A 15,736-nucleotide genomic window follows, 5' to 3' on the forward strand; every position below is an offset into this window, starting at 1 on the left:
TGATGACAACTTAGCTATGGGCAGATCTGTGGAGAATAAACTTCAAGTAAAGCTTGTCAAAGCGCTGGATTATGAGGAACTGATGAACTGCATGCGCTGTGGATTCTGCCAGCCCTCATGCCCGACGTATCAACTGACGGGCCTTGAAGCAGCATCTCCGCGTGGGCGTATCGCATTAATGAAAGCGGTTGCGGACGGTGTGATGGAACCGGATGCGGCTTTTAAGCAGCAGTTGGACCTTTGTTTGGGCTGCCGTGCCTGCGAACCTGTATGCCCGTCTGATGTTAAGTACGGACAACTGCTTGAGCAAGCTAAAGATGCGTTATTTGAGCATTCTGCAGAGGCAGGTCAAGAACAACGTATGCGTCTTATCCATCGGTTCATGAAACCTGTATTTAAGAACCACACGCGACTTAGACGGATGAGCGGTCTGCTGCAAACTTATCAACGCACGGGATTGCAGCGTATCATTCGCAAGAGCAGACTCTTGCGGTGGCTGCCACCACAGGTGCAGATGATGGAACGAGTGATGCCGTTTGCGGACAACGCAGGTGTCGTAAAGCGTGTCGGGGGCACACATGTGGCAGCAAAGGGAAAGAAGATCGGCACTGTCGGGTTATTCCGTGGATGCGTGATGGACGTTGTATTTACAGATACCAATGTAAATACGGTTCGACTGCTCGCCGAGTCCGGTTATGATGTGATCATTCCGGAGGAGCAGGCTTGCTGCGGCGCCTTGTTCGCCCATAGTGGAGACCGAGATACCGCGAAGGAGCTTGCAAAGCAGAACATGAGCGTGTTTAAAATTGCGGGAGTGGATTTTATTGCTTCCAATGCAGGCGGTTGTGGTTCCATGCTGGTTGAATATGCTCATTTGTTTGATCGTGAGCCAGAATGGAAGGAAGCGGCGATGGGCTTTGCTGCTCAGGTGAAAGATGTCGCAGAGCTATTGCTGAGGTCAAATCACTGGACTGGGGGGCTGTCTCAGCGTAATATGCCGTTACATGCGGGCGTGACGTTAAGAGATGCTGCATTTCGTACAGCAGCGATACAATCGAGAGACAGCACCTGCCACGAAACGGTAGATACGATAACCTATCAAGATTCCTGTCATCTTCGTAATGTGATGAGAGGAAGCGATGGTCCGCGTCAATTGCTGCGACTCTTACCCAATATCAATTTTAAGGAGTTTGAGGGTGCAGAGATGTGCTGCGGGTCAGCGGGCATCTACAATCTCGTACAACCGGATATGGCCAATGCCATCATTGATGGTAAAATGCAAGCAATCGAAGAGATAAAAGCAACAGTTATCTTGACGAGTAATCCAGGTTGCTTGCTGCAGATGAAAATTGGCGTGGAGCGTGAGCAGGCTAATGATCGCATAAAAGTAATGCATGTAGTGGATTATTTTGCGGAAAAGGTATTGAAATAAAATTTTATATTAAATATAATAAGTTTGTAATTAAATTTCATTTAAGCTGCATATAAATGATACATCTAACAAATGAGGGTGGACTTCATTCGATTAGGGGGAGATGATCGTGAACGTTATTCCATTGGAAGCCGCATGGATCTCTCAAATATGTGAACTGTGGAATCGGGAGATCGGGAACTGGTTCCCACTGCGTGAAGCGCTGCTGCGGCAGAACAGTTTTCAAGATAGGAACGTTTACTATCCTGCATCTTGGCTTGCACACGATAATGACGGTACTTTAATCGGCTTTGTGATAGCAAAGAAATGGCAGGAACAAGAGCGTGAGATGCAGCTAGGAGAAGGAGCAGGATGGATTCAAGCCATTGTAGTAAGATCAGAGGCTAGGGGACAAGGGATTGCCAGCCGCTTGCTGTCTCTGGCGGAAGAAGCGCTGCAAAAGGCGGGGGTCGGGCTAGTCTATATGGGACGCGATCCGTGGCATTATTTTCCCGGAGTTCCGAAAGCGCTGTCATACAGTCGGGAATGGTGTGAACACAAAGGCTATGAGCAGTTGTATGAAGTATTTGATTTGTATGCCTCACTAGAAGCCGACAAAACGATTGACGCACCTCATTTTGAAGGCGCTTACGTCAGGTTGCTGGAACTGGAAGATCAAGCTGAAATGCTTTGTTTCTTTCGCAGATGCTTCCCAGGCAGATGGTATTATGAAGCGTTAAGTTACTGGGAGCGTGGCGGAAAGGGGAGAGAGTTTCTCGGTCTGTTTGTAGGTCAGGAGATGATTGGCTTCTGTCGGGTCAACGATGAGCATGCACCCCTAATTGCCCAGAATACGTATTGGGCTCCGCTATTTGCAGAGCCACTCGGCGGCATCGGGCCTTTGGGTGTAGATGACCGTTACCGGGGGAGAGGATATGGACTTGCGTTAGTTCAAGCAGGAATGATGGAGCTTGACGCTCGTGGGATGAAACATCTGATTATTGATTGGACAGAGTTGGTTGATTTCTATGCGAAGCTGGGATTTCAGACGTGGAAATGCTACGATTTAATGAAAAAAGAGCTGTCTTAACAAGGCAGCTAAATACATGATAACGATAACGGATAGCCATGGGACACAGCTTGAATGAAATGCACAGAGAGACGTTAAGTCTCACTGCTGCAAGGAAGAGCTATATGTATTTTCTGAAATAATATTTCTGTATATATAATTTTATGGTGAAATAATATTTTAATATTAATGGAGGTATTCGAATGAATCAATTGCGAAAAACCTTGCTTCTGACATTAACGTTAATACTAGCCTGCTCAGTCATACTGGCAGGGTGCGGTTCAAGTTCTGAGACGGGAACAGGCAAGGACGGCGGCGCAAAGGTAGAAATATCCTGGATGGTCACCTCAAATCCGGCTAAGCAGCCTTGGTATGACCAGACCGTCAAAGACTTTGAAGCGAAGCATCCAAACATTAAAGTCAAATTAATGACGTTTCCGTACGCACAAATCGATCAGAAAATCCAGACAATGATCTCCGGCAAAAACATGGCGGATGTATGGTCTGCCAACTGGAGTGAGGCAGGATTTGCTACATTTAATCAACTGGGCGTGCTGCTGGATATGACACCTTACATTGAGAAAGAGCCTGACGTGGTCAAAGGGATTAACCCTCGATTGTTAGATATTTATAAAGTGGACGGGAAGACATACGGGATGCCGATGTTAAACTATGGAACGTTCTTATTCTATAACAAAGATTTGTTAGATAAGGCAGGTGTGCCGTATCCGACAACAGACTGGGAGGATACGTCCTGGAACTGGGATAAGATGGTCGAGTATGGGGTGAAGCTGACTGATAAAGGCAATCAGCAATATGGTCTGCTCTATGATGAAACGGCAAATAAACGCGCATGGTTGTTTGGTGGTGACTTCTTTAGCAAAGAAGCTTACAAAACGGGCAAGATGGGAGAGCCGCAGTTGTTGAGCAATCCAAAAAATGCTGAGGCGATTCAAAAAAATGCCGAACTCGTATTAAAGCATAAAATTTCGCCTAACCCGTCTCAAACAGAAGCGATGACTCAGTTGGGCAATCCGTTTATGACAGGAAAAGTGGCGATGATGATCAGCGGCGGCTGGGGCTTCCAGAACTTTAAGAAAGCGGAGTTCCGTTGGGGTGCGGCAGCACTGCCTAATATCGAAGGACGCCAGATCCCGCTGTATGTAGATCCATGGAACATTTATAAGCACACAAAGCACCCGGAAGAAGCTTGGACGTTCATCAAATACTTAATGGACCCGAAAGGCGCTGCTAAGGCATACGCTGAAAATACAGGTGCAACGCCAGTATTTGACGAGTTGTTGACCAATTGGTATGCAGATATGGCTAAAGCGATGGACATGAAGCCAGAACAAGTAAAGCAATTAAACGAGGGTGTCGTTAAGTACGGCCGCGAGTCAGATAACCACCTGATCGCCAAGTTTGACAGCATTTTGAAGACAACCAATCAGACGATGAGTGCGGTTTATAACGGAACCAAAAGCGTGGATGATGGTCTTAAAGATATTGACAAAAACTTACGTTCGTTGAATTTGGAGTGATCGTTGAACGCAGCTTCTCCTGTTCATGAACAAATATAAGACTTATCGGGCTGATGCCAGATTGCGGATTAGCCCGATGTCTTATCTAAGATGAGGTGAATCCTATTGCATACACAACAACAAGCGGCTTCGGAAAATAGCTCGATGATGACCGGCCGTAAGACAAAGATGAAGGTTCATCCTGAACGGAAAAAGGAAGAACGAGCCTTCTGGATATTCGCTTCACCGTGGATTATCGGTTTTATATTATTTACGGGAGGACCGATGGTCGCTTCCTTATGGCTTAGCTTTACGAACTACGATGTAGTTAGTTCGCCACGATTTACAGGACTGGATAACTTCGTTTCCTTGTTCCAGGACACCTTGTTCTTTAAGTCGCTAAGTGTAACCACTTATTACGTGGTGCTGGCTGTGCCTTTTACGATCGTATTATCGCTGCTGCTAGCCGTACTTCTGAATCAGAAGATTAAAGGACTGCTTATATTCAGGACCTTGTTCTACGCGCCTTCGATCGTATCAGGAGTATCGATTGCGTTTCTATGGTCGTGGCTGTTGAATCCGGACTTTGGGTTCGTCAACAATATTTTGCATGAATGGTTCGGAGTTGCTGGCTTGGGATGGTTCACCGATGCGAAGCTAGTTGTTCCTTCGATGGTACTGATGCAGTTGACGAGTCTAGGGGGTACGATGGTTATCTTCCTTGCCAGCTTGCAATCGCTGCCAAAGGATTTGTATGAGGCTGCAGATATAGATGGCGCGGGCAGCTTTCGCAAATTTTTTAACATTACGATGCCGCTTATTTCACCTGTTATTTTATTTAACACAATTATGGCCATTATTTCTTCGTTCCAAATTTTTACGCAAGCCTATGTCATTACCAAAGGCGGACCGGAGTGGAATTCCTACTTCTACGTCTACTACTTGTTTGATACTGCATTCTCGCAGTTCCGTATGGGGTACGCATCTGCACAGGCATGGATTTTATTTATCATTATTTTTGTACTGACTATGCTGTCACTGATGCTGTCCAAACGATATGTCCACTACGAGTATTCGAGCCGAAAATAAGGAGGCAGCTAATGAAGACGAAACGATATGTTCATGGGGAGCTGTCCCTGATGCAGAAAGCTGTTATATACGGAGTACTGTTCTTGTTTATAGGATTATTTTTATTCCCAATCTTTTGGATGGCATCCACTTCGTTGAAGACGCTGGGGCAAGTGTTTCAACTGCCGATGGTATGGTTTCCAAGCTCGCCGCAATGGAGCAATTACGTCGAAGTGTTCCGTGTTTCGCCGTTTGGGACATATATGTGGAATACGATCTGGTATACGGGCATTACCGTATTTGCAACGGTGTTGACGTCTGCTTTTGTTGCCTTTGCCTTTGCGCGACTACGGGCCAGAGGCAGCAAGCTGATGTTCGGGCTTGTTCTTAGCACGATGATGCTGCCGCCCCAAGTAGTGATGATTCCACAATACTTGTTGTTTAATAAGTTAGGCTGGGTCGATTCATATTTGCCGCTTGTCGTCCCTGCGTTCACAGCCAGTGCGTTCCTGATCTTCCTGCTGCGCCAATTTTATATGGGGATATCCCATGAGTTGGATGAAGCGGTGAAGATTGACGGCGGCGGATACTTTACGATGTTTTTCCGTGTTATTTTACCCTTGTCATTGCCAGCACTCGCTACAGGTGCCATTTTGGAATTTATGTACCGCTGGAATGACCTAATGGGACCGTTGATTTATTTGAATAGTACGGAGCATTATCCACTGTCGCTTGGACTGGCGAACTTTACGGCTTCCTACGGCTCTACCCCTTGGCAATTGCTAATGGCAGCTTCCATTATTGCGGTGACACCACCGCTCTTGCTGTTCTTCTTTGCTCAGAAGCACTTTATTCGAGGTATTGTGATCTCAGGTTCGAAAGGCTAAGGAAAGCGTCAAGTTCCTGCTGCTGACGTCTTCCGAGGAGGGAAAAGGAGAAATGGGACTAAAATTAGGTGTAGAAGTATTCTTACAACAGTATGCCGAGCAGTATCGGGGAAAGCGGATCGGATTGGTAACGAATTTGACAGGAGTTAACCATAAGCTGATTCCAACGATTGATATATTCCATCAACATGAGCATCTTCAAGTAACGGCTCTTTACGGGCCTGAACACGGTATCAGGGGAGATGCCAAGGAAGGAGAAGCGGTCAGCTCCTCAATCGATAAAGTGACTGGCTTGCCTGTGCATAGTTTGTACGGAGAGACACGCAAGCCCACCCCGGAAATGCTGCGCGATATCGATGTGATCCTTTTTGATCTTCAAGATATCGGTTCACGTTATTATACCTATATTTACACAATGGCCTACGTGATGGAGGCATGTGGGGAACTAGGCATTCCGTTTGTTGTGCTGGACCGTCCCAACCCGATCAACGGGATTACCCTGGAAGGGAATCTGGTTACGGAGGAGTGCAGATCGTTTGTGGGTTTATACCCGATCCCTGTCCGTCATGGATTGACGATTGGCGAATTGGCCCAATTGTTTGTGGATCAATTTGGCGTACGGTGCGAACTAACCGTGATCCCGATGCAGGGGTGGTCCAGACAGATGCATTTTGACGAGACAGGGTTATTGTGGGTTCCGCCCTCTCCGAATGCCAGCGGGATTGACATGGCCTTGCTTTATCCAGGAACGTGTCTAATTGAGGGGACAAACCTGTCCGAAGGACGTGGGACTGCCAAGCCGTTTGAGGTGGTGGGAGCACCTTTCATGGACGGTTACAGCTTGGCGAGAATACTTAATGAACGGCAGATGCCGGGAGTCATTGCCCGCCCAGTATCATTTGTACCCAACTATCAGAAATACAACGGGGAGCGGTGCGAGGGTGTTCAACTTCATGTGACTGATCGCAAAGTCCTTCGTGCATTTTCTGTTGGATTACAGCTTCTGGAAACGATTGCGGCGATGTATCCAGAGTCGTTCCAATACAAGGAAGCTGAGCATTTTGATCAATTGGCGGGCGATAGGGAGCTAAAGAAACATATTCAACAGGGAACAGCTGTCGCTTATGCGGACCGTTATGAATCGGATTTATACAGATTCAGTAAAGAGTCAAATTCTTATCTATTATATAGCTAGCGCTTGAGGAGTCTGCTGGTTTTCGTTGATGCGCTAATGAAGAGGGGGAACCATGCTATGGGCATTGTAGCGATTGACGGAGGCGGGACAAAGACGCTTGGTGTGCTTGTGCGGTCAGATGGCACTTTACTGTCTGCCGTGCAACGAGGGCCATCGAATATGAATGGCGACCATATTCGTGCGTTTCAGGCTTTGACAGATGTTGTGAGTTGTCTTTGCGGCGTGGCTATTCAGTGCGGTGAAAAGATTGAGGTAATATTTGCAGGCTTGGCTGGTATTGAGCAAGGGGATAACCGACAGCAAGTGAAAACTCATCTCCAACAGTTATGTCAACAGAGCCCGTTGATGAAAGAAACCCTTATTGAAGTGGATAACGATGCGGTTACTGCCTTGTACTCCGGCACGTTAGGGGAACCGGGCATCGTACAGATTGCTGGGACCGGCTCGATTACTTATGGTGTACATGCAAATGGAACGAGAGAGCGAGTAGGGGGCTGGGGATACATCATCGGTGATGCAGGCAGTGGTTATGCGATTGGCAGGGCAGGGTTAACTGCTGTTTTTCGGGCTTGGGATGGTCTTGACGCGCCTACTGTGATCACCCCTATCCTGCAAGAATCGTATTCCCTACAAACGATAACAGAGCTGATTCCGATGATCTATACGCAAAGTGGCCGTCAACAAGTAGCAGCGGTGGCCCCTTTTGTACTGAGAGCCGCTGATTTAGGTGATGAAGCAGCGCAGCGTATCGTTACGGAAGCCGCGCAGGAAATGGGGCAGGCGATTACAGCGCTATATAGAAAATTGTATGGCGGCCTCCCATCCATGTTAAGCGAGTCGAGCGAAACGAGCGAAAAGAGCAAGAGAATACAAGTTGTATTGATCGGTGGTGTATTCCAGCGAGCGGATCTACTGCTGCCTACGATCGAGAATGTATGCTGTGCTGCGGGGATGCAAGCGCAATTTACATTACCTGGTCACCCACCTGTAGCAGGAGCCGTGTTTTCCGGATTGCGTCGCTTAAATATTCCACTTCCTTCGCAATTGTGTGCGCGGATAAGTCAGCAACTGGCAGCAATGAAGGTACAGTGAGTCTAATGAATAGAAGCACATTGTGAATGCCATAAGCAGTAAAGCTGCCAGCACAGCAGGACTATGCTGAACCAGCGTCAGCGGAACATGGAAGCAGTAGTTGTATGAGAACGAATTAAGGGAAGTGTGAGGACTGTGCAGTGACAGGCTCAGAAATATACAACGGATAGGTTGTGAGGATATGGATACGAACATTTCGGCTTTATTAACGGAACAGCGCAATCCACGTACGATGACTATCGACCAGATGAGTACGCATGATATCGTCAACGTGATTCATCAAGAAGATCGTTCAGTTATGGAGGCGGTCTATCGTGTGCTACCTCGTGTGGAAGAAGCAGTAGATTATGTGTATGCATCTCTTAAAAATGGAGGCCGCTTATTCTACGTGGGTGCTGGCACAAGCGGTCGCTTAGGCTTTGTGGATGCCGCGGAATGCCCCCCAACATACAGCACACCGCCGGAATTGATTCAGGCCGTGATAGCAGGCGGCAGCGGCGCGGTATTTGCAGCGGTAGAAGGGGCAGAGGATAATGAGGCGCAAGGGGCTGCTGACTTATCGGAGCGCGGCTTAAGCGCAGCGGATGTTGTTATTGGCATCGCAGCCAGCGGCCGAACACCATATGTGATTGGAGCTATGCAATATGCGCAAGGTATAGGCGCATCTACGGTATCGCTGACGTGTAACGACGGTTCGGCTATTAGCCGTTTTGCAGACATTAAGATTGAGGTGCTGGTAGGACCTGAAGTCGTAACGGGATCGACGCGGATGAAGGCGGCCACCGCTCATAAAATGATACTGAATACAATCTCGACCTCTGTCATGATTAGGTTGGGAAAAGTATATGAGAATTTGATGGTAGATCTGAACGCCAGCAACTACAAGCTGCAGGAACGCGCCCGCGGCATTGTAATGAACATTACGGAAGTAGATTATGAGACAGCGGCATCCACGCTTGCTGTAGCAGATCAGGAAGTTAAAACCGCAATCGTCATGCTGGAGGCTGGACTCAGCGCCAAGGAAGCAAGAGAAAGGCTGGAGCTCACGGGTGGGTTGGTACGTCAAGCGATTCATCTAACTTAATTGATCCGACGGGCAGGTGAAGTGTCATGATCCGTATCGTAGATCCACTCCATTCAACAACAGAGCTGCAATGTTACGGCATTCGTATGGAACGAGTGACGATGGAGGCTGTTGACATGCCACGTCCCGGGCAATGGAGCCATTCCTCTTATCACCAGGCCGTTCGACTTCATTATGATTGCCGAAGCCGACCAGGAACTTCGGCTGCTTACTTGGCGCCTATTGATGTACAGCGGTGGCAGATGAATAGCTGTGCGTCCGCTATCGGCTGCTGGATTCATGCTGAGCCATGCGGTCACTGGCTGCGAGTTGCAATAGTAGACGGAGACGGTACAGAGAGGTCCCTTGACCTTACATCACCTAAAGGTATGAATTGGCATGGCTGGAGATGCGTTACTGCTGACCTTCCTCTCGCTTTAGAGGAACCGGCGTACGTGCGTCATATTTATATCGTTGAGACAGATATGGCCGATAAAAACGTCGGCTATGTGGACATTCGCGATCTTTTTTCTATCTCAGGTCACGAAAGTGAGGACTTGCGGGGGCCTGAATGGTCAGATTATGATCCGAAGCCGGGTACGACGGTATACGCGAGTGCACTCGTTGTGTCGCTGCGAGTATTAGACCATCAATCAGGCGTACAACCGGAATCGATTGAGATGAGGATAAATAATCAATGGCTGGACCATCACTATGATGGAGTAACAGGCTTGGCTCATGCCCCAGTTGCTGCACTTGTGTCAGGAGAATACCATATCCTCGTCCAAGCTCATGATTGCGCGGGCAATCCTGCTAATCCACCTGCTGAGTGGGCGTTTACGGTAGAACTGGGCCCAGATCAGAAGGCACCGATCATGCGAGTTATGATGCCGCTGGACGGAACGGTGACTCGTTCTTTGAGACCGCGAATAGCTCTCAGAATTGAGGATAGTCATTCAGGGGTAGATGAAAATTCAATCAGAATAGAATTAAACGGATGTTTGGTCATCCACCGTTATCAAGATGACACCGCTTGTTATACGCCTCGTGAGACTTTAAATGCTGAAAGTGAATATTTTGTAAAGGTAGAGGCTTCTGATCTGGCGGGAAATAGAAGCGAGCTGACATGGACATTCCGGACCGGGGCGGTGATTCCTCAGCCATCGTCTGATAAAGCGTTTGAAATAACGATTATCGGAGATGGTGGGTATTTGAATTCTGCCCTGCAGGTCAATGTGTGTGACCTGCAGCTTCAGGCACATATTGCCCGAATTCAGAATGAGTCTTCGGAGCTGCTATTGTATACGGGGGATATTGTAGAGTGTGATACGCTAGACAACTACAAGCTGGCGGTACAACGGATGGAGAATTTCCGATTGCCGTATGTAATGACGATTGGCAATCATGAAATTGCAGGCACGAATCAGCGTACCCATTATCAGCAGGCGTTTGGGGAAACAAACTTTGTGTTAGACTATGCAAATCTTACGATCATTGGTGTAGATACCGCAGCTGGACATATTAGCGCTTCCGACCGTTCTCAATGGTCTTGGCTTGCCGAGATGGTGGATCAGGCTGCTGGGCAGCATATCGTAATTCTGATGCATACCCCTCCTGATGAGACGGATGCATGTGGATATGATCACCAAACAGGACATGGCTTTATGGATGAAGGTGAGGCTCAACGGTTGTATGCACTACTTGCCCAAGCTAAAGTACAGCGAGCAGTTGGAGAGATGCTGGTCCTTTGCGGAGATTTTCATGCCTATATGTATAAGAAAGTGGACAATGTTCATTATCTCATTACTGGTGGTGGAGGCAAGCAGACGCATGTCCCACCAGAAAGCGGAGGATTTTATCATTATATCCAGCTTTGTGTGGACCAAGAGCATGTATGCTGGAAAGTAGTTCCCTTGTTAGAGCGTATCCGTTGCGATTATGCTAGTACTACCCTTATCATAAAGCGTGGGCAAACTGTACAAGTAACGGCTACAGGGGAGTTCGTGACTCAAGGTTTAATCGCTATGGCAATGCCCATCATGCCGCCGCTGCATTACACATGGAGTTCATCGAACTTGCAGGTCGTCAGGGTGACAGCTTCTGGATTCGTTATTGGAGTCCGTGAAGGCCAAGCAATTGCAACATTGTCCTGTGGAGGATGTACGCTGTGTATAGACATCAAGGTGATTAGCGATGATGATTGCGATACGGGGCACAGGGTGCACACAAATAAAGAATAGAGATAAACGCTTACATATTATGGAGTCAATAGAGGGCAACAGTCCAAAGGAGGAATCCCTATGTACGTATCGCCGACTAAGGGCGGCTTGGTTATGCTGTCTGATATGCTGTCCAAGCTGCCTCCTTCGGAGAAGAAGATCGCGCAGTATATTCTCGAATACCCGCAAGAGGCAGTCTCGTTAACCGCTTCTGAGCTAGGGGAAAGATGCAGTGCCAGCAGTGCGGCTGTCATTCGCCTATGCAAATCACTTAAGCTCAAAGGCTTTCAGGAACTGAAGCTCCGCATTGTGGGTGATATTAATAAGTCAGAGCACGAAGGCTATCGGGATATCAAACCAAACGAGAGCGTGGATGCTGTGTTGGAGAAGATGACAACAAACAGTATCCAGGCCTTAAGGGAAACGTCGGAGATTGTTAATCTTGCTGATATGGCAAAAGTAGTAGATGTATTAATTCACGCGCGCCATATTCATTTCTTCGGTGTAGGGGCCTCCTCTATTATTGCGTTGGATGCGCAGCAAAAGTTTCTGCGGATTAACAAGCCGGCGACGGCGTTTACGGATGTGCATGTGGTAGCCATGAATATCGCTAACATGACATCGGAAGATGTTGTGTTCGGCATTTCCTACTCTGGAGAAACGTCTGAAGTATATGATATTTTACAGCTTGCAAATCAGAAGGGGAGCCATACCGTAAGTCTGACTCACTACGGCAACTCGCTAATTGCATCAGAGGCGCAGCTTAATTTATTTATATCCGCCACAAAGGAAGCAACCTTCCGCAGTGCGGCTACGTCTTCTCGGCTTGCCCAACTGCATATTATTGACGTCCTCTTTATGTGCGTTGCCTCTCATCAATATGACAAGACCGTTCAGTATTTGGATCAGACAAGAGAAGCTATTCGCTTTATTAAAGAACAACGTTCGTAATGATGTGGACATAGATTGATTAAGGATCATGGATACTGGTCGGAAGGCTGGCAACTGAATACACGATTACTGGATACCTCTTCTTTGGCTGCCCTCGGAAATTTAATTTCCACAACCAGTGAAGGGGTATTTGACGTTTTAGGATTATGAAGGATTAAGGTTATATAGTGACGTTTTATAGTGACAATATGACATGAATACAACAGGATAAGTCAAGCGTGTGAAAATTAAACCAAGCCCTGGTGTGTCAAGACGAGCCCATACTTCTTATACTGTGATTACGACATGGGCATTCGTCCTGGTCGATGCTGAATCCGGGAGGCATATCATGGTGGAATGGAGCGTTGCTGTAGCCACAGGGGCCTGGCTTGTGCTCTGCTTTGCAGCAGTAATTGCCATATGGCGTGGGCTATCTCTCGTAAGACAGGCGAGCCAGTCTTTAAGTTTGTTAAATACGCAGTCTACCCAACTTGTTCAGCAATTGAGCGACCTGACCCGCCGGGGAGACCAAGCGTTGAAGAAAGCGGAAGAAGCGGCAGAGCAATTAGCAGAGTGGAGAGAAACGATTGGACGGACCCGTAATATGGTTGAGGGGTGGAACAGCCGTCTAGCGCGTTGGTCTGAACGCACAGAATCGGCGGTTGAAGCCGCACACCAGGCTAACGAGCGTCGAATTCAAGATACGCTGCAATGGGCGGACTTGGCCTACACATTCTGGTCTGATATCCAGACTCGCCGTCAACGCTCAACATCACATGCCACCCCTGATAAGGATCGACTGGATTAAATGAATCTACTAGGCAATAACAGGGCGAAGGCTATGCATAAGGAGGAAACACGATGGCACAATCAAACCGTAAATTCTGGATAGGCTTGTTGGTAGGCAGCGTGGTCGGAACGGTTTCGGCATTGCTGCTGGCACCAAAGGCGGGACGAGAGCTTCGTCATGATCTTGCCGAGGGTGCAAAGCAAGCAAACGAGAAGTCACAGCAGCTAGCAAAACAAGTGAGTGACAAGACGAGTGAATGGGTAGAAGCTGCCAAGGAGAAAACATCCGACTGGAAGCATGCACTTCAGGAGCGTTTTAGCAGCCACGAGGAAAAGGCACTGGTTTCTTCGATTGTAAACGAGCAAGCGGATGGCATCGATATCGAGGTGCAAGCGGAGATCGCCATGTCTGAGCAGACGAGCGACACTTGCCTAGCATCGGATAAAAAAGAGGCCATCGCAGTGGTCAGCGACAATACATCTGTAAAGCAAAAAGCTCAACTTATCAAATAGTGCGTACAGCCATCGGGATAGGCACAAGAAAGTCCCTATCTTCAGGAGCATGAGTTGTCGTGCTCCATAAAGATAGGGACTTGTTCTAACGCTAATATACAGTTAAAGCTATACCTTAAAGGTTACGATAGTTCCTTGTTGGCTGATACATTAGGACTGACGTTTCCACGTGCTCGGATCAATCTTGGTTGGATCAAGACCTTCCCATATATTTTTTATGATGGCTTTTTCTGGTTGGTCAAATACAAGGAAGGCGGTTGGCAGCAGCCGTTCACCATATTGGCTGGCAGGCGAGTTTACTAGCTTGCCTCCCTCTCCGACCAGCACGGTCGAAGATCCACCATCCAGATTGGCGGCAATGACAGCCCCGTTTTCCAACATCAATTGTTGGCAGTCATATAAGTTAGCGCCAATGCTATGTGTCTGTCTTCCGTCTATAACGAGAAATAATACCGTTCCGTCTTCTTTCTGCCCGATTACAGTACGAGGAGCAATTCCCCAGCCATCGGCGGCATTTTTGATTAACCCTTTGCCGTTCACTATGATTCTAGGTTGGAAGCTGACCGCTTCTTTTACCCCGAGCTCTTCCATCTGACCGACTGTATAATTGCCTGCAACCATCTTGCCCTCTTTATCGAAGCCAACGATTTGGGTGCGCTTATTTTTGCCGATCCCGTTATAGAACAGCTTGCCATCTGCATAAACGATGCCGATCGGCTGAAATCCATTACCTTTCCAATTCGGATCGGCAAACCCGCCCCCGTTAATGCCAAAGAGGGCTCCGGTCCGTTTGACCATATTGGATACTTTTTCTCCCATGCCCATCTCATTAGTGACGGCAACCCGAATGGATTTAGGGTCCCGTATCGTAAGCAAGTATCCACTATATCCTTGACCACTAATTTCCTTTAGCTCGGTAAGAGGCTTGTCATTTTTAGGTTGTTCGGGTGTTTTGATAAGATTTGTGTTCGCTTGTTCGTCTCCCATTTGTTCAAATCGATTATTGTATTGCTGGATTCTTCGATTCATCTCTTCTTCCCCAATAATAAACTTGGCCCAATGACGATGCCGAGTCGTCAGCAGTGTATCGGCAATCATAAACCGGAACTGTTCGCCTGAAGGCGTGAACAGCAGCCAACCTGCCCCAAATGTGATACATAACATGAAAATAGCCATCCAAATACGGATAATTTTCCATATCGCACGTTTACGTGCGCCCTTGCTCTTCTTTTTCTTCTCTTTCTGATTTTCTGGCGGAACGGTCTCGGCAACCCTGTTCCTTCTTGAAGATCTGTCGTCTCTTCGTTGTCTGCTTCTTCCAGGTGATGGTGAACTTGGCGTTGTCAGCCTGCTGGAAGAACCGTTGGCGGACGCATTATATCTGCGCCCTCCCGCCGCAGGTCTAGTGGTTGAATCAACTACAGAACCAGAACCTCTATCTACAGTTCTTGTAACTGCACTTGCAGATGTGCTTGATCTTGCAGGTCTATTGTCAGGGCTACCGGCAGAGCTTCTTCTCGAAGGTCTGAATTCCGGGCTAGACGGTGTATATCTACTTGACGTCTCCGCAGCAGCGCGCACTTGTGTGGGTTCGGGTAGAGTGTGCTTTACCCTTCGTGGCGGGAGCTGTCTAGAAGATGTCGGCTTCTGAGTATAATTTGTATTTCGCATGGTAGTTCCTCTCGTCCTATAAGGTTGATCTCGCTTGCTCATCTTATGGCACCTATTTGCGTTCGTGTATTCTCTCTCTGGATTTGAAAATGAAAAGCACCCGTTTCAGCTTATCTTTCAATAATAACGCGCGAATCGATAAAAAGTTGCTGGCAGGTTACGGAATCTAACTTTCACTCCCCTTTCGGAGGAGCGCCACCCATACTTGAACCTTGTCTATATATCAGTTAGAATCGAGGTACGTTTTATCCACGCTGTACATATGGTATTACGTACGGAATACGTCATAACGAGTGTGATCCGAGTCAG

General features: G+C 47.6%; 13 protein-coding genes. 12 read left to right on the plus strand and 1 reads right to left on the minus strand.

Annotation, left to right across the window (positions count from 1 at the left end; genetic code table 11):
• Positions 1-16: 16 nt before the first annotated feature.
• The 12 genes from MH117_RS00940 (at position 17) to MH117_RS00995 (ending at position 13,756) form a co-directional block, all read left to right on the plus strand.
• A complete protein-coding gene (locus tag MH117_RS00940; RefSeq protein WP_481857235.1) occupies positions 17-1,432 on the plus strand; it encodes a (Fe-S)-binding protein in 1,416 nt (471 codons plus the stop codon).
• Between the two features lie 103 nt (positions 1,433-1,535).
• A complete protein-coding gene (locus MH117_RS00945) occupies positions 1,536-2,501 on the plus strand; it encodes a GNAT family N-acetyltransferase (RefSeq protein ID WP_275444462.1) in 966 nt (321 codons plus the stop codon).
• Positions 2,502-2,683: 182 nt separating this feature from the next.
• Positions 2,684-4,021: an ABC transporter substrate-binding protein gene (locus MH117_RS00950; protein WP_239326493.1), complete on the plus strand. Its 1,338-nt coding sequence runs from the start codon at positions 2,684-2,686 to the stop codon at positions 4,019-4,021.
• 105 nt (positions 4,022-4,126) lie between these two features.
• Complete coding sequence (locus MH117_RS00955) at positions 4,127-5,089, plus strand: carbohydrate ABC transporter permease (protein ID WP_343224423.1); 963 nt, start codon at positions 4,127-4,129, stop codon at positions 5,087-5,089.
• A gap of 11 nt (positions 5,090-5,100) precedes the next feature.
• On the plus strand, positions 5,101-5,955 hold the full coding sequence (locus MH117_RS00960; protein ID WP_239326495.1) for a carbohydrate ABC transporter permease: 855 nt from the start codon (positions 5,101-5,103) through the stop codon (positions 5,953-5,955).
• A 52-nt stretch (positions 5,956-6,007) separates the two neighbouring features.
• A complete protein-coding gene (locus MH117_RS00965) occupies positions 6,008-7,150 on the plus strand; it encodes an exo-beta-N-acetylmuramidase NamZ family protein (RefSeq protein ID WP_239326497.1) in 1,143 nt (380 codons plus the stop codon).
• 57 nt (positions 7,151-7,207) lie between these two features.
• Positions 7,208-8,242: an N-acetylglucosamine kinase gene (locus MH117_RS00970; protein WP_239326499.1), complete on the plus strand. Its 1,035-nt coding sequence runs from the start codon at positions 7,208-7,210 to the stop codon at positions 8,240-8,242.
• Between the two features lie 181 nt (positions 8,243-8,423).
• Positions 8,424-9,326 (plus strand): N-acetylmuramic acid 6-phosphate etherase, encoded by a 903-nt coding sequence (murQ, locus tag MH117_RS00975; protein WP_239326501.1) that lies wholly within the window; start codon positions 8,424-8,426, stop codon positions 9,324-9,326.
• Positions 9,327-9,352: 26 nt separating this feature from the next.
• Positions 9,353-11,545 (plus strand): metallophosphoesterase, encoded by a 2,193-nt coding sequence (locus MH117_RS00980; RefSeq protein WP_239326503.1) that lies wholly within the window; start codon positions 9,353-9,355, stop codon positions 11,543-11,545.
• Positions 11,546-11,605: 60 nt separating this feature from the next.
• Positions 11,606-12,475 carry a MurR/RpiR family transcriptional regulator gene (locus tag MH117_RS00985; RefSeq protein WP_239326505.1) on the plus strand — a complete coding sequence of 290 codons (870 nt, stop codon included), beginning with the start codon at positions 11,606-11,608 and terminating at the stop codon, positions 12,473-12,475.
• A 328-nt stretch (positions 12,476-12,803) separates the two neighbouring features.
• On the plus strand, positions 12,804-13,262 hold the full coding sequence (locus MH117_RS00990; RefSeq protein WP_239326507.1) for a phage tail length tape measure family protein: 459 nt from the start codon (positions 12,804-12,806) through the stop codon (positions 13,260-13,262).
• Between the two features lie 53 nt (positions 13,263-13,315).
• On the plus strand, positions 13,316-13,756 hold the full coding sequence (locus MH117_RS00995; protein ID WP_239326509.1) for a YtxH domain-containing protein: 441 nt from the start codon (positions 13,316-13,318) through the stop codon (positions 13,754-13,756).
• A 150-nt stretch (positions 13,757-13,906) separates the two neighbouring features.
• On the opposite strand, the gene MH117_RS01000 is transcribed toward MH117_RS00995, so the two are convergent.
• Positions 13,907-14,932: a phosphodiester glycosidase family protein gene (locus MH117_RS01000; RefSeq protein WP_285107616.1), complete on the minus strand. Its 1,026-nt coding sequence runs from the start codon at positions 14,930-14,932 to the stop codon at positions 13,907-13,909.
• Positions 14,933-15,736 lie beyond the last annotated feature (804 nt).

Source organism: Paenibacillus sp. ACRRX, from assembly GCF_022346885.1.
In the GTDB taxonomy this organism is placed as follows: domain Bacteria; phylum Bacillota; class Bacilli; order Paenibacillales; family Paenibacillaceae; genus Paenibacillus_B.